Annotated in this window: 16 protein-coding genes; 6 read left to right on the forward strand and 10 right to left on the reverse strand. The window is 72.4% G+C overall.

Annotated elements, in window-relative coordinates; genetic code table 11:
- Positions 1-155 precede the first annotated feature (155 nt).
- The 6 genes from J8G10_RS17440 to J8G10_RS17465 all read right to left on the reverse strand — a co-directional run bounded on the left by J8G10_RS17440 (position 156) and on the right by J8G10_RS17465 (position 7,668).
- The gene (locus J8G10_RS17440; protein WP_251447963.1) at positions 156-1,688 is read right to left on the reverse strand and encodes a polysaccharide lyase 6 family protein; all 1,533 of its coding nucleotides are present in this window, start codon (positions 1,686-1,688) and stop codon (positions 156-158) included.
- A gap of 242 nt (positions 1,689-1,930) precedes the next feature.
- Complete coding sequence (locus J8G10_RS17445; RefSeq protein ID WP_251447966.1) at positions 1,931-2,683, reverse strand: sugar phosphate isomerase/epimerase; 753 nt, start codon at positions 2,681-2,683, stop codon at positions 1,931-1,933.
- A gap of 114 nt (positions 2,684-2,797) precedes the next feature.
- Positions 2,798-3,664, reverse strand: coding sequence for a sugar phosphate isomerase/epimerase family protein (locus J8G10_RS17450; RefSeq protein WP_251447970.1), 867 nt, complete (start codon positions 3,662-3,664; stop codon positions 2,798-2,800).
- A complete protein-coding gene (locus tag J8G10_RS17455) occupies positions 3,661-4,920 on the reverse strand; it encodes a dihydrodipicolinate synthase family protein (RefSeq protein ID WP_251447973.1) in 1,260 nt (419 codons plus the stop codon). Before J8G10_RS17455 ends, J8G10_RS17450 begins: the two co-directional genes overlap by 4 nt.
- Before the next feature lie 11 nt (positions 4,921-4,931).
- Positions 4,932-6,059: a Gfo/Idh/MocA family protein gene (locus tag J8G10_RS17460; protein ID WP_251448008.1), complete on the reverse strand. Its 1,128-nt coding sequence runs from the start codon at positions 6,057-6,059 to the stop codon at positions 4,932-4,934.
- 652 nt (positions 6,060-6,711) lie between these two features.
- A complete protein-coding gene (locus J8G10_RS17465; protein ID WP_251448011.1) occupies positions 6,712-7,668 on the reverse strand; it encodes a LacI family DNA-binding transcriptional regulator in 957 nt (318 codons plus the stop codon).
- A gap of 180 nt (positions 7,669-7,848) precedes the next feature.
- Between J8G10_RS17465 and galT the strand changes: the two genes are divergently transcribed.
- The 3 genes from galT (at position 7,849) to galE (ending at position 11,545) form a co-directional block, all read left to right on the forward strand.
- Positions 7,849-9,177 carry a galactose-1-phosphate uridylyltransferase gene (gene galT, locus J8G10_RS17470; protein WP_251447977.1) on the forward strand — a complete coding sequence of 443 codons (1,329 nt, stop codon included), beginning with the start codon at positions 7,849-7,851 and terminating at the stop codon, positions 9,175-9,177.
- The gene (gene galK / locus J8G10_RS17475; RefSeq protein WP_251447980.1) at positions 9,174-10,418 is read left to right on the forward strand and encodes a galactokinase; all 1,245 of its coding nucleotides are present in this window, start codon (positions 9,174-9,176) and stop codon (positions 10,416-10,418) included. Before galT ends, galK begins: the two co-directional genes overlap by 4 nt.
- Positions 10,419-10,567: 149 nt before the next feature.
- Complete coding sequence (galE, locus tag J8G10_RS17480; RefSeq protein ID WP_251447983.1) at positions 10,568-11,545, forward strand: UDP-glucose 4-epimerase GalE; 978 nt, start codon at positions 10,568-10,570, stop codon at positions 11,543-11,545.
- 282 nt (positions 11,546-11,827) lie between these two features.
- On the opposite strand, the gene J8G10_RS17485 is transcribed toward galE, so the two are convergent.
- Positions 11,828-14,092, reverse strand: a complete 2,265-nt coding sequence (locus J8G10_RS17485) for a glycoside hydrolase family 3 C-terminal domain-containing protein (RefSeq protein WP_251447986.1) — start codon at positions 14,090-14,092, stop codon at positions 11,828-11,830.
- Positions 14,093-14,217: 125 nt separating this feature from the next.
- On the opposite strand from J8G10_RS17485, the gene J8G10_RS17490 reads away from it, so the two are divergent.
- The gene (locus tag J8G10_RS17490; RefSeq protein ID WP_251447988.1) at positions 14,218-14,832 is read left to right on the forward strand and encodes a TetR/AcrR family transcriptional regulator; all 615 of its coding nucleotides are present in this window, start codon (positions 14,218-14,220) and stop codon (positions 14,830-14,832) included.
- A gap of 222 nt (positions 14,833-15,054) precedes the next feature.
- On the opposite strand, the gene J8G10_RS17495 is transcribed toward J8G10_RS17490, so the two are convergent.
- Positions 15,055-16,596: a carboxylesterase/lipase family protein gene (locus tag J8G10_RS17495; protein WP_251447991.1), complete on the reverse strand. Its 1,542-nt coding sequence runs from the start codon at positions 16,594-16,596 to the stop codon at positions 15,055-15,057.
- Between the two features lie 75 nt (positions 16,597-16,671).
- Positions 16,672-17,979, reverse strand: a complete 1,308-nt coding sequence (locus J8G10_RS17500) for an MFS transporter (protein ID WP_251447994.1) — start codon at positions 17,977-17,979, stop codon at positions 16,672-16,674.
- Between the two features lie 164 nt (positions 17,980-18,143).
- Here J8G10_RS17500 and J8G10_RS17505 point away from each other — a divergent pair, with 164 nt between their 5' ends.
- Positions 18,144-18,710 carry a TetR/AcrR family transcriptional regulator gene (locus J8G10_RS17505; protein ID WP_251447997.1) on the forward strand — a complete coding sequence of 189 codons (567 nt, stop codon included), beginning with the start codon at positions 18,144-18,146 and terminating at the stop codon, positions 18,708-18,710.
- Between the two features lie 136 nt (positions 18,711-18,846).
- On the forward strand, positions 18,847-20,322 hold the full coding sequence (locus tag J8G10_RS17510; RefSeq protein ID WP_251447999.1) for a carboxylesterase/lipase family protein: 1,476 nt from the start codon (positions 18,847-18,849) through the stop codon (positions 20,320-20,322).
- A 198-nt stretch (positions 20,323-20,520) separates the two neighbouring features.
- Here J8G10_RS17510 and J8G10_RS17515 read toward each other — a convergent pair whose 3' ends face one another.
- Positions 20,521-23,997, reverse strand: a complete 3,477-nt coding sequence (locus J8G10_RS17515) for a bifunctional proline dehydrogenase/L-glutamate gamma-semialdehyde dehydrogenase (protein ID WP_251448002.1) — start codon at positions 23,995-23,997, stop codon at positions 20,521-20,523.
- Positions 23,998-24,267 lie beyond the last annotated feature (270 nt).

Below are 24,267 nucleotides of genomic sequence, written 5' to 3' on the forward strand. Positions count from 1 at the left end.
TCCGTCATTCTAGTGGCAACCGCTTGCCATACGCCGCACGTCGGTACGAGAGGGCCGCGGCCCCGACGCAGCGCGAACAGGCCGAGGCCCCGACGCGGCACGCGCGGGCCGCGCCGACCGGGTGCCGGAGCGCGGGCTCCGGCACCCGGCACGGCTCAGGGGGCGCTGGGGCCGACGTTCGCGGTGGTGAGCGGAGCCCGCGTCGCCGGGCTGGTCGTGACCTCCTGGGCGCCGATGTCGTACACGCCCGTGCGCGCACGCCCGTCGAGGTCGTCGGAGACCCAGTTCGCGTGGTTCGTCTGCGTCGCCGCGTTCACCGCCGGGCTCGAGGCGGTGATCTTCCAGGTGCCGGCCGCGTCCTGCGCGAGCTGCGGATCCACCCGCGTGAACCCGACCTTCGGGATGTTCCCGTTCGCCGCGGCACCCCAGAGGAGGTTGCCCCGCCAGTAGAAGTCCTGCATGAGGGGGACGTTGCCGAGGTAGCCCGTCTGCCCGCGCACGATGTTGTCGACGATCGTGACGTTGAGCGGCGGCACCGTGCGGTTGGTCTCGCCGATGATCCCGCCGCCGTTGTCGACGAGCGTGTTGAGCGCGATCCGGATCCGGTCGGGGGCGTCGTTGCCGCGACGGGAGTCCGCCGGCTCCCCCGCGTAGTGATCGCGCTCGGTGCCGGATCCGATCACGATCGCCTCCTTGCTCAGCCCCGCCACGTAGTTGTTCACGATCACGTGGTCGTTGCCGTAGATGCGGATGCCGTTCGCGCCGCCGATGATCCGGTTGCCGGCCACCGTGTTGCCGTTGCCGTGCCGCAGCACGATGCCGCCGAAGCTGTTGCGGATCGTGTTGTAGCGGATCGTGTTGCCGCTCGACTTCACCGAGATCGTCTCGGGGTCGCCGTTGGCGTTCTCGAAGAGGTTGTTCTCGACGATCGCGCCGGCCGTGCTCAGCGCGCGCGGGCTGACCCCGAGCCGGATGCACTCGCCCCCGTTGGCGCCGGAGAAGCTCTGGTCGGAGAAGTAGTTGTGGTGCACCCGGACGCCGGTGGCCATCTCGGTCGTGCCCGCGCCCTCGATGCCCAGGTAGACGCCGATCGTGCTCTTGCCGTGGAACCAGCTGTACTCGACGACGGAGTCGTCGGCGCGCACCATGAGGTTGTGCTCGGCGCTCTGCGCGAACACGAACTCGTCACGGCTGAAGGTGATGGCACGACTGTCGGCCGGCACCTCGAGGGTCGTGGACTGGGTGAAGCGGAATCCTCGCAGCACCACGTCGTGCGCGCCGGAGAAGGTGAAGCTGGACGCGCCGGTGAGCGTCACGCCCCCGACCGTCTCCGCCGCGATGGTCACGGGGGTGCCCGTGGCGCCTCCGCCGGAGATCGCGATCGCGGATCCCACCGCGTAGGTGCCGTTCTTCAGGATGATCGTGTCTCCGGCGTGCGCGGAGGCGATCGCCGCCTGCAGCTGGGCCAGGGTGCTCACCGTGACCGTCGACGCGGTCGTCGCGGCGCCCTCGGCCGCCACGGCTCCGCTGGCCGGCGATGCCGCGAGGGGGCCGACGCCGGCCGCACCGGCCTGGGGCGCACTGAGGGACGAGGGGGCGGGACGCTCGGCGGCGTTCGCGACGCCCGCACCGCTGAGCGCGAGTGCGGCGATCGCGGTGGCCGCGAGCAGTGATCGAGTTGTCTTCATCTGAGGTTCCGATCTTCATCGATGGATCTCCGCCGGCGCTGCCCGGACGACGCCGGCGGCGCACACCAGTCCCGTGACGCAGAGCGCCCTCGTGCGGCGCGCGGCGGATCTCATGGGGAAACTGCCTTCGCTCCGATCATGACGATCTCGAAGACTTTTGGCAAGCGTTTGCCACTCTTTCCCGCGAGATCCCCCGGCGCGAGGGCGGAAGACACGGATACTCGCGCCCTCCCGCCGGATCCTCAGCCGAGGTAGCCGCGGAGCGTCGCCGCCTCGGCGGCGAGGGACGACGGATCGTCTCCCGGCACGAACTCGAGCAGCGCATCGCGCGGCGGCAGTGGTGCGCTCTCGGCGGCCTCGGCGAACGCCCGCCACAGCCCGTCGCGGGCGCCCAGGGCGAGGCGCTCGGTCGACGGCCACCACGAGAACACGTGCACGGCCGAGACCCGGTCGGCGATCCGCCGGTACTCCGCGACCGCGACGTCGTCGGTCGCGGCGACGGTGGGCTGCCAGTACGTCGACAGGTGCGGGCTGCCGACCTCGTCCAGCACGCGCAGCGTCTGCTCCGCGTCGTCGGCGAGCGTGCGGCCGTGGAACTCCAGGGCGAGCGAGATGCCGCGCGCGCCGGCCTGCTCCGCCGCCACTGCCAGGGCGTCGATGGTCGCCGCGCGCTCCCGGCCGGTGGCGTCCGCGGATCCGATCCGCCCGGCCCAGACCCGGATCCGGTCGGCGCCGAGCGCCTCCGCCGCGTCGAGCACCGGGGCGACGTCCTCACCCGCCTCCGCCCGGAAGTACGACCCGTACGAGGCGACGGCGAGACCGGCGTCGGCCGTGAGCCGGGCGACCTCCGCCGCCCGCGCGACGTCACCGGGAGGGACGTGCACGTCGCCGCCCCACTCGATCGCCTGCAGCCCGGCGTCGGCGGCGAGCGCGGCGATCGCCGCCGGATCCAATTGCCGGAAGGTCACGGAGCACAGCCCCGGTCGGATGCTCATGTGGTCAGCCTTTCACGTCGTGCGCGATCACCCGCGAGACCGAACCTCCGTCGCGAGACGGCGGCGGAATCGCGCGGTCTCGCGGGGCAGGTTCGGTCTCGCGGACATCAGAACTCAGGGCAGGTGCGGCGAGACCGCCTCGCCGAACGACGCGGCGGTGCGCTGCACCACCGCCGCCGGATCCTGCGCCCAGATGTCGGCGTTGAAGATCTCGACCTCGATGTCGCGGTCGTAGCCGGTCGCCATGACGGCCCGGGTCAGGGATCCGAAATCGATGACGCCGTCTCCGGGGTAGTGGCGGCTGAGCAGCACGTCGGCGGGCAGCGGCGTCTTCCAGTCGCACACCTGATACGTCGCGATCCGGCCCTCGCGGCCGGCGCGCGCGATCTGGTCGAGCACCTGCGGATCCCACCAGATGTGGAACGTGTCGACCGCGGCGCCGACGACCGCCGGGGCGAAGTCCGCCGCGATGTCGAGCGCCTGGCCGAGGGTGGACACGACGCACCGGTCGGATCCGAACATCGGGTGCAGCGGCTCGATCGCGAGCGTCACGCCCGCGGCGGCCGCGTCGGCGGACAGCACGCCGATCGCGTCGCGCACGCGCTCCCTTGCTCCGACGAGGTCGCGCGATCCCCCGGGCAGGCCACCCGCGACGAGCACGAGCACCGCGGTGGATCCCTCGGCTCCGGCGGCGGCCAGGGTCGCGGTCTCCTCGATCGCGCGGCGGTTGTCATCGAGCGCGGCGACGCGCTCGGGCCCCTCCGGCAGGGTGAAGAACCCGCCCCGGCAGTGCGTCGTGAAGCGCAGCCCGGATCCGGCGAGCATCCGCGCCGCCTCGTCGAGACCGACCTCGTGCACGGGCTCGCGCCAGAGGCCGATGCCCTGCACGCCCGCCTCGGCGGTCACCCGGAGCGCGGTCGCGAGGTCGGCGTACTTGATCGTGGCCTGGTTGATCGACAGGCGCGGGTCGACGGCGGTCACGCGTCCACCCCGTTCAGCGCGAGCATGCCGTGCCAGCGCTCGCGGGCGAGCTCCGGATCCTCCAGGGCCAGCGAGGCGTTCGCGAGCTCGACGATGCGACTGAGGTGCGGCAGGCTGCGCGCGGAGTGCAGGCCGCCCACCATCTGGAACGCGGGCTGATGCCCGTTCAGCCAGGCGAGGAAGGCGACGCCGGTCTTGTAGTAGAACGTCGGCGCGGCGAAGACCTGACGGCTGAGCTCCTCGGTCGGCCCGAGGATCTCCCGGTACCGGGACGGATCCCCCGCGTCGAGCGCCTGGATCGCCGCCGACGCGACCGGCGTGATCGCCGCGAACGCGCCGAGCAGCGCGTCGGAGTGTCCCCCTCCGGTCGTTGAGCGAGCGAAGCGAGACGAAACGCGGCGCCCTTCAGACGACCGCGTTTCGTCTCGGTCGGCTTCGCCGTCCTCGCTCAACGACCCCGTGGTGTCGCCGCCGATCAGGCCGACGTAGTTGAAGTCGTCGCCGGTGAACATGCGCACGCCCTCGGGGAGCCGCTCGCGCACCGCGATCTCGGACTCCGCGTTCAGCAGGCTCATCTTCACGCCCGCGACCTTTCCCGGGTTCTCGGCGATGATCCGCAGCAGCGTCTCGGACGCCTCGCGCCAGTCAGGGGATCCGAAGTACCCCTCCAGCTGCGGGTCGAACGCGGTGCCGAGCCAGTGCAGCACGACCGGGGTGGTCGCCCGCTGCAGCACCGCCGCGTACACGCGCAGGTAGTCGGTGCGCGACTCCGCGACGCGGGCGAGATGACGCGAGGCCATGAGCACCGGCCCCGCGCCCTGCTCCTCGGTGAAGTGCAGCTGCTCGACATAGGCGTCGATCACCTGCGGCAGCGGGATGCGCTCCTCGTCGACGTGGTCGGTGTTCACCCCGACGACGACGGATCCGCCTTCCTCGCGCGCCACCTGGGCGCTGCGGGCGATCAGCTCACGCGTGGCCGCGGCGTCCAGGCCCATGTTGCGCTGCGCCGTGTCCATCGCGTCGGCGACGCCGAGCCCCCAGGAGTACACGTTGCGGCGGAACGCGAGCGTGGCATCCCAGTCGATGTCGGCCGGCTGCCCGGGGGTGTTGTCGGCGTGCGTCTTCGGCACCACATGGGCGGCGGCGTAGGCGACGCGGCTGCGCAGCGGCGCCGTCGGACGCGCGTAGGCGCCGGAGTCGTTGAGCTCGGCCTCGGAGGTCGCCCCGTCGGCCGAGAGGAGGCGGATCGTCGTCATCGGATCCGCCCTCAGTCCAGGATCAGCGCGGGCAGCGCGATCTTGCGTCCCTCGGCGGAGGACTGCAGGCCCGCCTCGGCGAGCTGCACTCCGCGGGCCCCGGCGAGCAGGTCGAAGGCGTAGTCGGTGCCGAGCACGTAGGAGGCGAGGTACTCCTCCCACTGCTGGCGGAAGCCGTTGAGGAAGACGTCGTTCACGGGCACCTCGGCCCAGTCCGCGTCGTAGTCGTGCTCGTCGGCGAGGTCGGGGTTCCACACCGGCTTCGGGGTGGCGTTGCGGTGCTGGATCTTGGCCCCGAACAGACCCACGACGGCAGACCCGTGCGTGCCGTCGACCTGGAACTCGACGAGCTCGTCGCGGTTCACGCGCACGGTCCAGCTGGAGTTGATCTCGGCGACGATGCCGCCCTCGAGCTCGAAGATGCCGTACGCGGCGTCCTCGGCGGTGGCGGTGTAGTGCTCGCCCTTCTCGTCCCAGCGGTCGGCGATGTGCACGGCGGCCTGCGCATAGACGCTCGTGACCTCGCCGAACAGGTTCTCCAGCACGTAGTTCCAGTGCGGGAACATGTCGCTGATGATGCCCCCGCCGTCTTCGCTGCGGTAGTTCCAGCTCGGGCGCTGCGCCGGCTGCCAGTCGCCCTCGAACACCCAGTAGCCGAACTCGCCGCGCACCGAGAGGATCCGCCCGAAGAAGCCGGAGTCGATGAGCCGCTTGAGCTTCTGCAGGCCCGGCAGGTAGAGCTTGTCGTGCACGACGCCGGTCTTCACGCCCGCCGCCTGCGCCAGACGCGCGAGCTCCAGGGCCTCCTCGACCGACTCGGCCGTGGGCTTCTCGGTGTAGATCGCCTTGCCCGCGGCGATGGCCTTGCGAATCGCGGCCGCGCGGGCCTTGGTCACGAGGAAGTCGGCGTAGATCTCCCACTGCGGATCCGCGAGCGCGGCGTCGAGATCGGTCGTCCAGTCCTCGATCCCGTGCTGGGCGGCGAGCTCGGCGAGCTTCTGCGCGCTGCGGCCCACGAGGATCGGCTTGACCGTGACGCGGGTGCCGTCGGGCAGCTCGATGCCGCCCTGGTCGCGGATCGCGAGGATCGAGCGCACCAGGTGCTGGCGATAGCCCATGCGCCCGGAGACGCCGTTCATGATGATGCCGATCTCGCGGGTGCTGCTCTCCGCCACGGTGCTTCCTTCCGTTCCGATGCCCGCCGGTCGGTCCGTCGTCGGATCCGATACGGGTAAGCGCTTTCCAGTCCTCTCATCCTGACATGGGAACGCGCTTTCCGCAACCGACGGGGTCGCGCGGCCCCGGGTCCACTACCGCCACAGGGGCACTCCGGCCACAGGGGCACTCCGCTCCCGTCGCAGGGGCCAGTCCGTTCCGGCCAGTCCGCTCCCGCCGCAGGGGCCAGTCCGTTCCGGCCGCTCCGCTCCCGTCGCAGGGGCCAGTCCGTTCCGGCCAGTCCGCTCCCGCCGCAGGGGCCAGTCCGCTCCGGCCGCTCCGCTCCCGTCGCAGGGGCCACTCCGTTCCGGCCACTCTGCTCCCCGTCGCAGGGGCCACTCCGTTCCGGCCAGTCCGCTCGGGTCGCAAAAGATCCGCTCAGGTCGCAAAAGATCCGCTCAGGTCGCAGAAGATCCGCTCAGGTCGCAGAAGATGTCGTAATTCGGGGGCCGGAACGACATTTTCTGCGACGGGAGCAACCGCGCCGCCCGCTCGAAACGCGCGCCGCCCGCTCGAAGGCAGGGCGGCGCGCGCGACGGGGCCCCCTGGCGCTACGGCGCGACGGCGGGGGCGGCTCTAGGCGCTCGCGCGGACGATGAGCGACGGCATCAGCAGCGGCGGATCCGCGACGTCACGCCCCTCGACCCGATCGACGAGGATCCGGACGGCCCGCTCCCCCAGAGCGGCGAAGTCCTGCCGCACGGTGGTCAGCGGCGGCCGGAACTCGGCAGCGTCGGCGATGTCGTCGAACCCGACCACGGCGATGTCCTCGGGCACGTGCCGGCCGGCGTCGGCGAACGCGCGCAGCAGGCCCAGCGCCATCTGGTCGTTGGCCGCGAAGACGGCGGCGACCGCGGGATCGGCGACGAGCGCTTCGCCGATCCGGTGCCCGTCCGCCGCGGACCAGTCGCCGCGCAGGGGATCCGGCGCGGCGCGACCGCGGGCCTCGAGGGCCTCGCGCCAGCCGCGCTCGCGCTCGGCCGCCGCGAAGGAGTCCGCAGGCCCGGCCACGTGGTGCACGGTCGTCGCGCCGCGATCGAGGAGGTGCGCCGTCGCCGCGCGCGCTCCCGCCGCGTGGTCGGTGCCGATCACCGTGAACCGCGGGTCGGCAGGGGCGTCGACGACGACGAGCGCCAGGCCGGCGGGATCCGCGTCGCGGGCCAGCGCGGATGCCTCGTTCAGCACGATCGCGCCGTCGACGTCCTGATCGTGCAGGCGGTCGAACGCGTCGACGATCCGGCCGTCCGCGCCCAGGGTGACGAGGGCGAGAGCGTAGCCGCGGACCTCCGCCGCCTCGGCCACCGCCTGCAGCATGCGCGAGTTGCCGACCGTGGCGAGGGTCTGCGCCACGACGCCGATCGTCATCGACCGGCCGGTGCGCAGTGCCCGAGCCGCGCGATGCGGACGGTAGCCGAGCTCGGCCATCGCGGCCTCGACCCGTTCCCGCGTGGCCGGATCCACCCGGGGGCTGTCATTGACGACGCGCGAGACCGTCTGGCCGGAGACGCCGGCGCGCGCGGCGACCATCGCCATCGACACGCGGCCGCTGGGCTTCGGCCCTCGACGGCGGCCGGGGGTTCCGTCGGCGATCAGGCGCAGCTCATCGAGCTCGTCGTCGTGCTTCGGCATCGTTCCGCCTCTCCCCCGGAGCGCTTCCGCGCACCGAACTCAGGATTGTTGACGCTATCACGCCGCGTGCCCTATCGTGTTTACGTGAACATGGAATCGGATCCTGAGTTCGGCGTCCCCGCGGAACCCGCCGCGTTCGGCACCCCCGCGGGACCCACCGCCAACGGCACCCCCGCGGAGCCCGCCGCCAACGTTCCCTCGAACGGCGCACCGAACCCGGCCCCCGAAAGCCCGGACGCCGTGCTCTCGGTCACGCCGCTCGGGGCGGGCGTGGTCCGGCGCACCACGGTGCTCGCTGACGGCCGCGACCTCGTGTATTACGACGATCGCGGCACCGCCCTCGGAACGGAGCGCCGGGTCGACGCGCGCATCCTCGACCCGCGTCCGGACACCGCGGCGATGCGGCAGGACGTGCTCACGGGCGACTGGATCACGTTCGCCACCCGCCGCCAGAACCGCGTGATGATGCCGAGCACGGACGCGGATCCGCTCGCCCCGCAGTCGGCGACGAACCCGTCCGAGGTTCCGTCGCGCTACGACGTCGCCGTGTTCGAGAACCGCTCCCCGTCGTTCGGGCCCGCCCTCGCCGCCGCCGTCGGCACCGCACCCGCCGCGATCGACCCGCCGCACGGCCTCGCCGACCTCGAGGAGGTCGGGCTGGAGCGCACCCGCACCAGCGTCGGCCGGTGCGAGGTCGTCTGCTTCAGCCCCGAGCACGCCGGATCCTTCGGCACCCAGTCGGTCACCCGTGCCCGCACGGTGATCGAGGCCTGGGCCGACCGCACGGCCGTGCTGTCCGCCCTGCCCGGCATCGAGCAGGTGTTCCCGTTCGAGAACCGCGGCGAGGCCATCGGCGTGACCCTGCCGCATCCGCACGGGCAGATCTACGCCTACCCCTACGTAACCCCGCGCACGCAGCGGCTGCGCGAGAGCATCGCCCGCACCGGCGGTGACCTGTTCGCGCGGATCCTCGAGACGGAGCAGGCCTCGGAGCGGGTCGTGCTGCAGGGCGAGCACTGGACGGCGTTCGTGCCGTTCGCCGCGCGCTGGCCGCTGGAGGTGCAGCTGCTCCCGCACCGGCAGGCGCCCGACTTCGCGGCGCTGAGCGACGCGGAGCGCGACGAGCTCGCCCCGCTCTACCTGCGCCTGCTGCGCGGTGTCGATGCCCTGTACGAGACCCCGACGCCCTACATCGCGGCCTGGCACCAGGCCCCGGTCCACGTGGGCCGCGACACGATCCGGATGCGGCTCGAGCTGACGAGCCCCCGTCGCGCCGCCGACAAGCTGAAGTTCCTGGCCGGATCCGAATCCGCCATGTCCGCGTGGACCGCCGAGATCCTGCCCGAGGAGGCGGCCGCGCGCCTGCGCGACGCGATCGCCTCCGTGCCCGTCCCCGCCGAGGAGACCCGATGACCGCCACCCGCACCGACTCCCCGTCCTCCGCCGTCGCGGGCGCCGAGGACCTGTTCCGCACGCTCACCGGATCCGCGCCGGCGGGCGTGTGGTCGGCTCCCGGACGCGCGAACCTCATCGGCGAGCACACCGACTACAACGACGGCTTCGTGCTGCCCTTCGCGATCCAGCACCGCACCGCGGCCGCCGCACGGCTGCGCACCGACGGGCGGATCCGCGTCGCGTCGACCTTCGCCCCGGAGCCCGTCGAGGTCGCCCTCGCCGATCTGGAGACGCTGTTCCCCGCAGGCTCCCGCGCGGCGCGCGGCCGCGACGCGGTGCCGGAGTGGGCCGCCTATCCCCTGGGCGTCGCCTGGGCGCTGCGCGCGCTCGTCCCCGCCTGGGTCGCCGGGACGCTGCCCGGCATGGACCTCGCGATCGCCTCGGAGGTCCCGGTGGGCGCGGGGCTCTCGTCCTCTGCCGCGATCGAGGGGGCCGCCGGATCCGCGCTGAACGCACTGTGGGGCCTCGACCTCGACGCCGTGACGCTCGCCCGGGCGGGACGCCGCGCGGAGAACGAGGCCGTGGGCGCCCCGACCGGGATCATGGACCAGATGGCGTCGATGCTCGGGCAGGCCGATGCGGCCGTGTTCCTCGACTGCCGCTCGCTCGAGACGCGCTCGATCCCCCTCGGGTTCGCCGAGGCCGGGCTTGAGGTGCTCGTGATCGACACCGGCGTGAAGCACGCGCACTCCACCGGCGGCTACGGGGAGCGCCGGGCGTCCTGCGAGCGGGGGGCCGCGGCACTGGGGGTCGCCGCGCTGCGCGACGTGACGCCCGCGGATCTGCCCCGTGCCGCAGAGCTGCTGGATCCCGTGGACTTCCGGCGAGTCCGCCACGTGGTCACCGAGGATCAGCGCGTGCTCGACATGGTCGCGGCCCTCACCGCCGACGAGCGCTCCCGGGGGCTCCCGGAGGACGTGATCGGCGACCTGCTCGTCGCCTCGCACGCCTCGCTGCGCGACGACTTCGAGGTCTCCATCCCCGAGCTCGACACCGCGGTCGACACGGCTCTCGCGCACGGCGCGATCGGCGCGCGGATGACCGGCGGCGGCTTCGGCGGCGCGGCGATCGCGCTCGTCGACCGCACCCTCGTCGCAGCGGTGTCCGAGGCCGTGCGCGCCGCCTTCTCGGCGCGCGGCTTCGCCGAGCCGCACCTGTTCACGGTCGTCCCCTCCGCCGGCCCCCGCCGCGACGCCTGACCCGACGCCGGTTCTCGGGGCGTCGTGGAATCGCGCTCCGCCGCGGCACGAGACGAGCACGGCGCTCTCGACGGGCTCCGTCTCGGCGATCCCCCAGCAAGCCCCTCGGCACAATGAGAGCCGCACGTCCACGCCCCAGAAGGAGACCCATGTCCTGGCTTGTCACCGGCGGCGCCGGCTACATCGGATCGCACGTCGTGCGCGCGCTGGCGCAGGCCGGCCTCGTGCCGGTCGTCCTGGACGACCTGTCCAGCGGCATGGCCTCGTTCGTGCCCGAGGGCGTCGCCTTGGTGCAGGGCAGCATCCTCGACCGCGAGCTGGTCGAGCGAACACTGCGCGAGCACGAGGTGCAGGGCGTGATCCACGTCGCCGGCTTCAAGTACGCCGGCGTCTCGGTGCAGCGGCCGCTGCACACCTATGCGCAGAACGTCGAGGGCACCCGGGTGGTCCTCGAGGCCATGGCCGCGGCCGGGGTCGACAAGATCGTGTTCTCCTCGTCCGCCGCGGTGTTCGGCACGCCCGACGTGCCGCTCGTCATCGAGGAGACCGAGAAGCGCCCGGCGAGCCCGTACGGGGAGTCGAAGCTCATCGGCGAGTGGCTGCTGCGCGACCAGGCGATCGCGACGGCCGGATCCGAGAAGCCGCTCGCGCACACCTCGCTGCGCTACTTCAACGTCGTCGGATCCGCGGATCCGTCGGTCTACGACGTGAGCCCGCACAACCTCTTCCCGATCGTCTTCGAGAAGCTCCTCGCAGGCGGGACCCCGCGCATCAACGGCGACGACTACGCCACGGCGGACGGCACGAACGTGCGCGACTACGTGCACGTCGGCGACATCGCCCTGGCCCACGTCGCCGCCGCCCAGCGGATGATCGCGGGCGAGCCGATCGAGGCCGCCTACAACCTCGGCTCCGGCGACGGCCTCTCGGTGCGCCAGATCATGGATGCGATGGCGCGGGTGACCGGCATCGCCTTCACGCCCGAGATCGGGCCGCGCCGCCCGGGCGACCCCGACCGGATCGTCGCGACCGGGCAGCGCGCCGCGCGAGACCTGGACTGGCGGATGCGGCACACGGTCGACGAGATGGTCCGCTCCGGCTGGGAGGCCCGCCGCGCCGCGGGCTGAGCCTCGGCTCCTCCCGCCGAGCACACGGCTCGCTGCCGAGCGCACGGCTGGTCGGCGCCGGGATGCCGTGCACTCGACAGGATCCGGTGCACTCGCCGATCCCGGGGTCGTCGAGCGAGCCCGGCCGAAGGCCGCGCGAGACGAGATGCCGCCCGTTCACGAGAGCGCCGCGTTTCGTCTCGGTCGCCTGCGGCGTCCTCGCTCAACGACCCCGAATGTCTCGGCTCAACGACCCCGATTGTCTTGGCTCAACGACCCCGAAAGGGGTTCACGCGCCGGGAGTCAGCCCTGGGGTGCGTTGGCCGCGGCGATCAGCTGGTCGACGCCCGCACGGTCCAGCCCCCAGCCGAAGGAGGGGAGCCGGCCGATCGGGAACGAGCCCATCATCTTCTCCATGGCCTCACCCGACAGGACGCCATCGCCCTCTCCGAGCTGCGCCTGGATCGCCGCGAAGGTGCTCGCGATCATCGGCCCCGCGATCGGGTGGGCGAAGACGGCGGCGAGCGTGGACTCGGGCGTGAGCGGCACGACGACCGTGTCGCCGCCGACCTCGACGAGGGCGGATCCGCGCAGGTCTCGGCTCGATGCCCCGACCTCGACGCGATAGGCGCCGCCCTCGACGACGAAGCGGTCGACGCGGATGTCCCAGTACGCGAGGTCCTCGCGGCGCACGGTCAGCACGACGTCCGCCGTGGCGCCCGCGGCGATCTCGACCGAGGCGAACGCCTTGAGCTCGCGGGGAGCGCGCTCGACCGCCGACGCCACAGGGGCGACGTAGACCTGCACGACCTCACGGCCGTCGCGGGATCCGGTGTTCGTCACGGGGACGGTCACCTCGATGTCGCCGGACGCCGCGACGACCGCGGAGACCGCGCCGTAGGAGAACGCGGAGTACGACAGGCCGTGGCCGAACGGGAAGGTCACCGCGATGTCGCGGGCGTCGTACCAGCGGTAGCCGACGAGGATCCCCTCGCCGTAGCGGACATGCCCGTTCGAGCCGGGGAAGTTGCCGAACGCCGGGGTGTCCTCGATGCGGTGCGGGATCGTCTCGGCGAGGCGGCCGGAGGGGTTCACCGCGCCGAGCAGCACGTCGACGGTGGCGGATCCGCCGGCCTGGCCGAGGAGCCACGCCTCCAGGATCGCCGGCACGCGGTCGGCGAACGGCAGTGCGACGACCGCGCCGTTCGAGAGCACCACGACGGTCCGCGGGTTCGCGGCCACGACGGCGTCGAGCAGCGCGAGCTGGTGCGCGGCCAGGTCGATGTGCTCGCGGTCGAAGCCTTCGGACTCCTCAGCGTCGGTGAGACCGAGGAAGACCACGGCCACGTCGCGGGACGCGGCGAGCGCGACCGCCTCGTCGCGGAGGGCGTCCTGCCCCGGCGCTGCCGGGTCGAAGGCGAAGCCCGGCGCGAAGGCGACGTGGTCGCCCAGCTCCGCGGTCAGCGCGTCGAGCGCGGAGTCCACCCGGGTGGGGTTGATGTGGGAGGATCCGCCGCCCTGGTAGCGCGGGGTGCGGGCGAACTCGCCGATGAGCGCCACCGTGGCCGACGGCGCGAGCGGAAGCAGGGGCGCCCCTTCGACGGGCTCGTTGCGCAGCAGCACGATCGAGCGCCCGGCGACCTCACGGGCGAGCGCGTGGTGCGCCTCCACGTCGAGCGGACCGGCGACGGCGGGGCTGGCCTGGGCGAGGCCGACGAGGTCGAGCACGCGTCCGGCGGACGCATCGAGCGCCGAGGCCACGGCCGGGTCGGAGTCCGCGGCGAGCGCGACCGCACGATCGGGCGCGCCGTCGCCACCGGGCATCTCCAGGTCGAGCCCGGCGACGAGCGCGGCGACGCGGTCGTTCACCGCACCCCAGTCGGAGACGACGAGCCCGTCGAAGCCCCACTCGTCCCGCAGCACCTGGGTGAGCAGCCAGGGATCCTGGGACGCGTAGACGCCGTTGATCTTGTTGTACGAGCACATCACGGTCCACGGCTGCGCGTCCTTGACGACGCGCTCGAAGCCGCGCAGGTAGATCTCGCGGAGCGGGCGGGGATCGACGTCGCTCGACGCGGTCATCCGCTCGAACTCCTGGTTGTTGGCGGCGAAGTGCTTGAGCGAGCTGCCGACTCCCTGCGACTGGATGCCCTTCACGAGGCCGGCGCCGATCACGCCCGAGACGATCGGGTCCTCCGACACGTACTCGAAGTTGCGCCCGCAGAGCGGCGAGCGCTTGATGTTGATGCCGGGGCCGAGGATGACGGCGACGTCCTCGATGGCCGACTCGACGCCCAGGGCGACGCCGACGCGCTCGGCGAGAGCGGGATCGAAGGAGGACCCGAGGCCGGACGCGGGCGGGAAGCAGGTGGCGGGAACGCTGTTGCCGAGGCCCAGGTGGTCGCTCTCGGCCGCCTGCTTGCGCAGGCCGTGCGGGCCGTCGGTGACCATGATCGACGGCACGCCGATCCGATCGATCGCCTTGAGCGTCCAGAAGTCCTTGCCGCTGGTCAGCGACGCCTTCTCCTCGTTGCTCAGCTCGGAAAGGTGGTCTCGGGGCGTGGTCATGTCGACTCCTTCGTGGACGACTCTCGGGTGACGGGCAGGGCCAGTCGATCAGGTTGTGCGATAAAAAGCAAGCGTTACTCGGTTTTAAGCGGGTGCGGATCCGATCCGGCGATAGTCTCGGGACCATGGCACGACGTGGTTCGTACGCGAAAGGGATCGCGAAGCGGGAGGAGATCCTGCGCACCGCCCTGTCCGTGATCGCCCGGGAGGGCTACCACGGCGCCTCGGTGAAGGAGCTCGCCGAGGCCGTCGGGCTGAGCCAGGCGGGCCTGCTGCACTACTTCGACAGCAAGGACGAGCTGTTCGTCGAGATCCTGCGCACCCGCGATGAGGTCGACCTGGCCGGCCATGCGGAAGCGGTGGAGGCCGCCGACCTCAACGACCTCCGCGAGGGGTACCTCGACATCGTGCAGCACAACGCCCGCGTGCCGGGGCTCGTCGAGCTGTTCACCCGCCTCGCCGCCGATGCCGCGGACCCCGAGCATCCGTCCCGCGCCTTCTTCGAGGAGCGGAGCACGGCGTTGCGCGACCGCTGGGCCGGGACCATCGCCGAGGCCCAGGCCGCAGGGCGGATCCGCCCAGGGCTGGACCCCGCGCTCGCGGCCCGGCTGCTGCAGGCGGTGTCCGACGGGGCCCAGATGCAGCTGCTGGTCGAGCCCGAGCTCGACATGACGACCCTCATCGACGCGCTCTTCGACCTCATGCAGGCAACCGGATCCGAGACCCCCCGGGGCCGTTGACCCCCCGGGGGCGTTGACCCCCCCGGGGGGCGTTGAGCGAGCGCCGAGCGCCAGCGAGGAGCGAGACGAAACGTCGCGCCCTCGCGAGAGCACCGCGTTTCGTCTCGCTCGCTTTCGCGTGCTCGCTCAACGACCCCGAAGGGGCACCCGGCGGCGGCGCGGCCGCCCGGCGATCTCGCCGGTGAGCGCGTTTCGTCTCGCGCGGCCTTCGGCCGCGCTCGCTCAACGACCGGCGGTGAACAGCGGCCGCACCGAGGCGTAGGCGTCGCGCTGCTCGCGGGAGGGCGTGTCGAACACGCGGGCGATCCCGTCGCGGTCGTGGCGCGTCCACCCCGGATCCCCGTTCGCGATGAACGCGACCGCGGCCCCGTGCAGCTCTTCGGCGAGCGCCTGCGGCGGATTCGGGCCGGCCAGCGGCACCATCGCAGGACCGTCCAGGCAGTCGAAGAAGAACGGCAGGTCGAGGCAGTGCTCGGCGAACCCGAAGGTGCCGGACGGCCACGAGAACCGGTAGACCCAGGTGGGCGCGGCACCGCGGTCGGCGACGATGCGCAGGATCGCGACCCGGAACATCCTGTCGGTCAGCACGCGTCCGGCGAGGCGCGCCTTGCCCTTCGCCACCACATCGGCGTTCGCGGCGAGGTAGCGCTTGCGCGCCTCCTTCGGCACGCCGAGCTTGCCGAGCAGCAGGCCCGTCGGCACCCAGCGCAGCTTCTTCTCCGCGCCGGCCATCGCCATGGTGAACTCGTCGTCCGTCGCGCCGAGCACGAGGGGCTTGTCGGATCCGACTCCGGCGCGGAACGACTCGGGCGTCGGGCGCAGGATGAGGTCGCCGTCGACGGACGGGCCGAGCGGCAGCCCGTTCTCGACGACGTCGCTCATGTCGCCGCCGTCGAACGCGGTGAGCTTCTTCTGCACCTCGAGGATCCGCTCCTCGCTCAGCGCGCCGAGGCCCTCCCGGGTCGGGGCGACGCCGAGCTCGGCGGCCAGACGGCGGCCGAACTCCTCCGATCGCGCGGCCGACACGTCCGCGAGCGCGCCGGAGATCGCGTAGACGCCGTGGAAGAGATGCTGCGCCGTCTCCATGCCGAGCAGGGTCATCACCGCGCCGCCGCCGGCGGACTGCCCGGCGATCGTGACCCGGGCGGGGTCGCCGCCGAATGCGCCGATGTTGCGCTGCACCCACTCGAGGGCCAGCAGCCAGTCGCGCACGCCGCGGTTCGACGGGGCGTCCTCGATCCAGCCGAAGCCGTCGAAGCCGAGGCGGTACGAGAGGGTCACGGTCACGACGCCGTCACGGTTGAAGTTGCGCCCGTCATACCAGGGGCTGGCCGGGGATCCGGCGAAGTAGCCGCCGCCATGGATGTAGACGAGCACGGGCATGCCCGCGCCGTCGGCGTCGCCGCCGGCCGGGATCGTCGGCGTGTAGACGTTCACGGTGAGCGTGGAATCGCCCTCCACGCTCGGCTCGGGGATGAGCGTCACCCCGGGGTCGCCGCGCTGCGCCGTCGCGCCGAACGCCGCGGCGTCGAAGACGCCCTCCCACGGCGTCTTCGGCACCGGGGCCGCGAAGCGGAGCTCGCCGACGGGCGCCTCCGCGAAGGGGATCCCGAGGAACGCCGCGGAGCGCAGGTTTCCGCGGGCGCCGGATCCGGGCGGGGTGGTGTCGCGCCAGCGTCCGCGGACGACGCCTTCCGCGATCCGCACCTCGGGCTGTGCGAGTGCGGCGTCCGCCGTCGCGGGCGAGGTCTGGGTGTTCTCCATGGGAGTTCCTTTCATGCAGGACGGTGGCTCCCCGCGGCGGACCGGATCCGATCCGGCCGCGGGGAGGGCGGGCTTCTATCTCACGGACTTGATCGGCGCGATGGCGACGGCGCCGAGGACGGCGAACACGATCGCGAAGACGAACAGCACCGGATAGCCGCCGAGGGATCCGATGATGACCGCGGCGATCGGCGCGCTCAGCGCCTGCGGGATGTTGGTCGCGACGTTGAGGATGCCGAGGTCCTTACCCGCCGAGGTGCCCTCGTTCGGCAGCACCTCCGTCATGAGAGCGGCATCCACCGACATGTAGAGACCGAAGCCGACGCCGTTGACGATGCTCATGATGATCATGCCGGTCATGCTCGGCATGATCAGCGGGAAGGCGAGCCCCACGGCCATCACGACCGTGGCGACGTAGATGAACACCTTGCGGCGTCCCACCTTGTCGCTCCACCAGCCGGAGAGCGCGATGGCGATCAGCGTGGGGACGAACGCCACGAGCGTCAGGGTCATCACGGCGCCCTGGGCCTGCTGCAGCGGCAGCCTGATGTAGTCGGTCAGGATGTACAGCTGATACGCCGAGACGACGAAGTAGCCGAGGATCAGCAGGAAGCGGCCGGTGAACGCCCAGAAGAAGTCGGGGTGCTTGCGGGGGTTGATCCAGAAGCCCCGGAAGAACGCGCCCCAGCGGAACGGCTCGACCTCCGCGTGCTTCGAGGACCAGTCCTTGTTGACCACCGCGAAGAGGACGGTGACCACGATCACCGCGATGCCGAAGACCGAGTAGCCGAGCCCCAGCTGCCCTCCGAGACCGACCGCGAGCATCACTCCGACCGTCATGCCGAGCTGCGTGCCGAGACCGATCATGGCGCTCGCTCCGCCGCGCTTCGCCCGCGGGAACCGGTCGGCGGTGATGGTCGTGAGCGGAGCCTGAAGGAAGTTCAGCGCGACCTGGATCACCACCCAGAACCCGGTGATCCACATCAGGTCGGCGAGCGACCCCATGCCGAGCAGCAGGACGCCGCCCACCAGCGCGCCGAGCACCATCCACGGCACTCGCCGTCCGAACCGCGAACGGGTGCGGTCGCTGAGGGCACCCGCGATCGGCTGCGCGAACAGGGTGAAGACGAAGGAGGTCGTGGTGACGATCGCGAGGTTGGCGACCTTGTGCTTCTCATCGAGCAGCAGGATCTGCGTGGGCAGCAGGATCGCGATGAGTCCGCCATAGGTGGCGAACAGGGTCATCGAGGCGATGAGCAGGCTGGGCAGCAGCCGCTTGGTCGCCGGCGGGCTTGCGGCCGGCTCCCCCGCGGCGGGAGCGGCGGCCCGGATGAGACCGGTCGGGGCGATCTCCGCGGCGGGATCGGGAGGGGTGATGGTCATGGGATGGCTCCTCGTCGAGCGGATCGGGGCGGATCCAAATCCCGAACAAAGTTTGGGATTGGGATCCGACTCGTATTGTGACATCGAAACCTGAACGCTGCAAGGGTTTGGGCCCATAAGCCGATGGCCGTTCGCGTTTCGGGACGGACGGATATCCTGACTCCATGGCGAAACGGGGGGCGTACGCGAAAGGCGTCGTGAAGCGCGAGGAGATCCTCGAGGCCGCGCTCGAGATCGTCGGCCGGCTCGGCTACCGCAACGCGTCGGTCCGTGAGATCGCCGACGCGGTGGGCCTCAGCCCGGCGGGCCTGCTGCACTACTTCGGCACCAAGGAGCAGCTCTTCGTCGAGATCCTGCGCGCCCGCGATCTGCGCGACACCGAGGGCGACGACGATCGCGACTTCGTCGAGGCCTTCCTCGCCGTCGTGCGGCACAACCCCGAGGTGCCGGGTCTCGTGCAGCTCTACACCCAGGTGCAGGCCGAGGTCGCCGACCCCGACCACCCTGCGCGCGCCTTCTTCCTCGAGCGCACCGAGCGCGTGCACGCGGCCGCCCGCTCCGCGTTCCTCGAGGCGCAGGCACAGGGGCGCATCCGTGCCGACCTGGATCCGGAGTGGATCATCCGCGCCGGGCACGCGCTCGCCGACGGGCTGCAGAACGCCTGGATGCTGGATCCGACCATCGACATGGCCGCCGACGTCGAGCAGTTCTTCGCCCTGCTGAAGCCCTGAGCCGGGCAGGTCGAGTCCGGTCGTCCTCGCACCCCGTTCCGAACTCCGTCGATCCGGGTGCGCGGAGGCTCGCGGTGGACGAGGCCGGCCGGATCGACGGAGTTCGACACCGGAGACCGCCGGATACGCTGATCCGATGACCGCCGACGCGCCCCTCGCCCAGACCGACGCCGGGACCGTCCGCGGATTCTGGCGGGGCGGTCCTGGCACATCGGGCGCCTCGGCCGCCTTCCTCGGGATCCCGTTCGCCGCGGCCCCCGTCGGCGAGCGGCGCTTCGCCGCGCCGCAGCCGCCCGAGCCCTGGCCCGGCGTGCGCGACGCGACGGCCTTCGGGCCCACCGCCCAGCGCGGCGACAAGGGCGAGACCCTCATCCCCGAGCCGAGCATCCCCGGCGCCGCGACGCTCAACGTCAACGTCTTCACCCCGGCGCTCGACGGCGCGCTGCCGGTCATGGTGTGGATCCACGGCGGCGGCTACGTCGACGGCTCCCCGGCGAGCCCCTGGTACGACGGCGCCGCCTTCAACCGCGACGGCGTGGTGACCGTGTCTCTCTCGTACCGACTGGGCTTCGACGGCTTCGGGCTGATGGACGGCGCCCCCGCCAACCGCGGGGTGCTGGACTGGATCGCAGGCCTGGAGTGGGTGCAGCGCAACATCGCGGCCTTCGGCGGGGATCCGTCGCGCGTGACGATCGCCGGGCAGTCGGCCGGCGGCGGGGCCGTGCTCACCCTCCTCGGGCTGGAGCGCGCGCAGCACCTGTTCCACGCGGCGATGGCCTTCTCCCCCGCGCTCGCCGACATCGCCCCGGATCTGGCATCGCGGCGCACCAGGGCGCTGGGCGTGCTGCTCGGCTGCGCGCCCGACGCCGACGGCTTCCGCACGGTGCCCGAGCGCACCCTGCAGCGCGCGCAGCCGAAGGCGGCCCTGCTCGGCGCGACCCGGCTCAAGGCCCTGCTCGCCCCGCTCGCCGAGGGCCTGCCCTGGGGCCCCGTGATCGACGGCGACATCCTCCCGCGCCCCGCTGTCGAGGCGCTGAAGGCAGGGATCGGCGCCGGCAAGCCGCTGCTGCTCGGCGCGACGGACGACGAGTTCACGATGACCCTGGACCGGGCCCCCGGCGTGCTGCGGTTCGTGCCGGCGGCCTTCGCACTGGCCCTGCTCAGCCGGGATCGCCGCGTGCGCCGCGCCTACCTCGCCGCGAACCGGGAGCAGCGCCGCCGCGGCACTCCCGCGCTGCTCGGCCGGTTCGTGACGGACCGGGTGTTCCGCTCGCTCGTGGTGCGGGCCGCCCAGGCCAGGGGCGACGCCCCCACCTGGGCCTACCGCTTCGCCTGGGTCTCCCCCGCGAAGGGCTGGTCGTGCCACTGCCTCGACGTGCCGTTCTGGTTCGACGTGCTCGACGACCCGTTCGTGGAGCGCCTGGCCGGCCCCACCCCGCCGCAGCACCTCGCGACCGAGATGCATGCCGTCGCGACGCGGTTCGTCGAGGACGGCGACCCGGGCTGGCCGCAGTGGCGCACGGATCCGGGGCTCTCCCGCGTCTTCGGCGGCGGTCCGGCCGAGCCCGCGCTGTCGGCCACGGCCTATGACGGCGCGCTGCCGCTGGCGTGAGCCGGACCCCTCGGGTTCGTCTCACGCACAATTCAGGCTGAAAGCCGCCGTCGCGGTCTCCATCCGGCACCGCGGGCCGCCCATCGGCATGCCAGCCTGAATTGCGAGCCGACGAACACGACGAACACGACGAACCCGCCGTCCAGGGAGCGGACGGCGGGTCCGAGTCTCAGCGAGGCCCGAGCGGGCCGGATCCGATCAGGCGATCGGGTCCAGCAGCGGGATCTCGTAGCGGTGCGGCGTGCCGAAGCGGTGCGCCGTGACCGAGACCGCCTGCTCGCGCAGGAAGGTCAGGATCTCGACGCGGCCGGCGGCGACCACCGGGTTCGCGTACAGCGCGAGGCTCGGCGAGCCGTTCACGGCAGCCGCGGTCTCGGCCGCGGTGGCGCCGATGAGCCGCACGCGGCCGTCGCGCGCGGCGAGGCGCTGGGCGTGCGCGGCCCAGGAGCTCGCGTCCTCGGTGGCGACCGTGACGTCCTGCGTGCCGAGCCAGGTGGCCACGGCGCCGGGCAGCGGAGCGAGCGTCGAGACCGTGACGCGGGCGCGGGCACGGCGACCGGCGGCGACCACGCGGATCAGCTCGGCGATCCGCGAACCCTCGAAGCGCACCGTGACCGGCACGGCCTGGTAGCGCAGCGCGTTCTGCTCGGTCACGAGGCCGGTGGCGTCGCGCACCACGCCGAACTCATCGGCCCAGGCGTCGATGTCGGTGGCCAGCGCGCCGCGCAGCCACGCGATGTCGGCGTCCGCGTCGCCGGCGGCGGCGAGCGCGCCCACGGCACCGGTCGCGAGCGCATCGAGCTCGCACGTCGATGCGACGGGGGCGTCGGTCCACTCCGAGAGGCCGACGAGGTAGTTCGGGCCCCCAGCCTTGGATCCGGCACCGACGGCGGCCTTCTTCCAGCCGCCGAACGGCTGACGCTGCACGATCGCGCCGGTGGTGCCGCGGTTGACGTAGACGTTCCCCGCCTGGATGGCGGCGAGCCACGCCTGGATCTCGTCCTCGTCCAGGGAGTGCAGGCCCGAGGTGAGTCCGTAGTCGATGTCGTTGACGATGTCGATCGCCTCGTCGAGGGAGCCGGCGGTCATGATGCCGAGCACCGGGCCGAAGTACTCGACGCGGTGGAACTCGGATCCGCGCTTCACGCCGTCGCGGATGCCGGGGCGCCAGAGCTGGCCGGCGTCGTCGAGCTTCTCGGGCTTCAGCAGCCAGCTCTCGCCCGCGTGCAGCGTGGTGAGCGCGCCGAGCAGCTTCCCCTCGGCCGGGCCGATGAGCGGGCCGATGCGGTTCGAGCCGTCCTCCGGCGAGCCCGCGTCGTAGGCGCGGACCGCGTCGACGAGCTGGCGGCGGAACCGCTCGGAGGTCGCGGCGGATCCGACGAGCACGACGAGCGATGCCGCGGAGCACTTCTGCCCCGCGTGACCGAACGCGGCGTACGCGACGTCCTTCGCGGCGAGATCGAGGTCGGCCGACGGCGTCACGATGATCGCGTTCTTGCCGCTGGTCTCGGCGAGCAGCGGCAGGTCCTGGCGGAAGCCGCGGAACAGCTCGGCCGTCTCGTAGCCGCCGGTGAGGATGACGCGGCCCACGGCCGGGTCGCTCACGAGCTTCGTGCCGAGGTCGCGCCCGTCGAGCTGCACGTACTGCAGCACCTCGCGCGGCACGCCGGCTTCCCACAGCGCCTCGACCATGACCGCGCCGGAGCGGCGGGCCTGACGGGCGGGCTTGATGATGACCGGGGATCCGGTCGCCAGGGCGGAGAGGGTGGATCCGGCCGGGATCGCGACCGGGAAGTTCCACGGCGGGGTGACGACCGTCAGGCTCACGGGCTGCATGGTCGCGCCGTCGACGTCGGCGAGCTTCTTGGCGCTCTCCGCGTAGTAGTGCGCGAAGTCGATCGCCTCGGAGACCTCGGGGTCGCCCTGCTCGATGACCTTGCCGGCTTCGGATCCCATGACCTCCAGCAGGTCGGCGCGACGCGCTTCGAGCACGTCGCCGGCCTTGTGCAGGATCGCGGCGCGTCCCTCGGCGCCGAGCGCACGCCAGGCCTCGCCCGCGGCGACCGCGGTCGCGATCGCGGCGTCGACCTGCTCGGCGGTCGCGAGGGTGTTCGCCACCACGGTCGCGTTGCCGAGCTCGGAGCCCGCCATGCGCGCGCGGATCGCGTCGCCCCAGGCGCGGTTCGCCGCGAGAGACGGGTCGGTGTCGGGGGTGTTCAGGAAGCCGTCGGTGAGACCGGGGGCGGCCGGCGCGGTGCGGTCCTGGACGCGGTTCGTGCCGGGCACCTCGGTCGGCACCGAGCGCACGGAGGCGAGGAAGCGCTCCTTCTCGCGCTCGAAGAGCTTCGGGTCCGCGTCGAGGTCGAAGACCGCCGACATGAAGTTCTCCTGCGACGCCCCCTCCTCCAGGCGGCGGATGAGGTACGCGATCGCCACGTCGAACTCGTCCGGGTGCACGACCGGCGTGTAGAGCAGCAGGGATCCGACCGTGCGCTTGACGACCTGCGCCTGAGCCGAGGCCATGCCGAGCAGCATCTCGAACTCGATGCCCTCGGTCAGGCCGCGTTTCGAGGCCAGCAGCCACGCCAGGGCGATGTCGAAGAGGTTGTGGCCCGCGACGCCGATCCGCAGGTTGGCCACGTGCTCGGGGCGCAGCGCGTACTCCAGCACGGCCTTGTACGAGGCGTCGGACTGCTGCTTGGTCGACCAGGTGGCGAGCGGCCAGCCGTGCGACTCGGCGTCCACGGTCTCCATGGGCAGGTTGGCGCCCTTGACGACCCGCACCTTGATCGGCGCCCCGCCGTCGGCCACGCGCTTCGCCGCCCACTCCTGCAGGCGGATCATGGCGCCGAGGGCGTCGGGCAGGTAGGCCTGCAGCACGATGCCCGCCTCGAGGGTCTTGAACTCGGGGCGGTCGAGGATGTCCGTGAAGACCGCGATCGTGAGGTCGAGATCCTTGAACTCCTCCATGTCGAGGTTGATGAACTTCGCGGATCCGTCTGGCATGCCCTTCAGAGCGATCCGATAGAGCGGCAGGAGCGCCTCGGCGGCGTCGGCCACGGCGGCGTCGAACGCCCACGGGCTGTGCGGGGCGACGGTCGAGGACACCTTGATCGAGACGTAGTCGACGTCGTCGCGCTCGAGCAGACGGCGGGTGCCCTCCAGGCGGCGCGCGGCCTCCTCGCGGCCGAGGATCGCCTCGCCGAGCAGGTTGATGTTGAGCTTCACGCCCTGGGTGTCGCGGATGTGCGCGATGGCCTTGCCGAGCTTCTCGTCGCGGGCGTCGACGATGAGGTGGCGCACCATCTGGCGCAGCACGGTGCGGGCGGCGGGCACGACGATGCCGGGGACCATGCCGGCGGCGAATCCGCCGAGACCGATCGCGCCCTTCATCGGGGCGGGCAGGAAGCCGGGGGTCAGCGGGACGAGCTCGGTGAGCTTGGCGGCGGCGACCTTGAGATCCTCCGGGCGCACGACGCCGTCGACGAAGCCCACCGTGAAGTCGAGGCCGTTGGGGTCGCGCAGCACGCCGGCGAGACGCTGACCGGCCGCATCGACGGGCACCTCGCGACTCTCCACGAGCCACTTCCTGACGAGGGCGACGGCGTCGTCGGCGAGGGCGGAGAGATCGTCGATGCCGGCTGCGGTGCCGACGGGGCTTTCGTTCGCGGTCATGGTTCCTCGTGGGTTCGGTGCTGTGGCGGGGGTTCGGTGCCGTGGCGGGGGTTCGGTGCCGTGGCGGGGGTTCGGTGCCGTGGCGGTGGGTTCGGTGCTGTGGCGGGGTTCGGTGCTGTGGCGGGGGTTCGGTGCCCTGGCGGGGGTTCGGCGCCGTGGCGGGGGTTCGGCGACGGTCTGCGGAGTCTCGGTGCGCCACCCTGGCCGGCGCCTTCGGGAACTGACCTACCGTGCCGGGTACCTGCCGCAGAATGCCGGGGCGCTGCTGAC

Source organism: Microbacterium sp. USTB-Y (genome assembly GCF_023703415.1).
Lineage (GTDB): Bacteria > Actinomycetota > Actinomycetes > Actinomycetales > Microbacteriaceae > Microbacterium.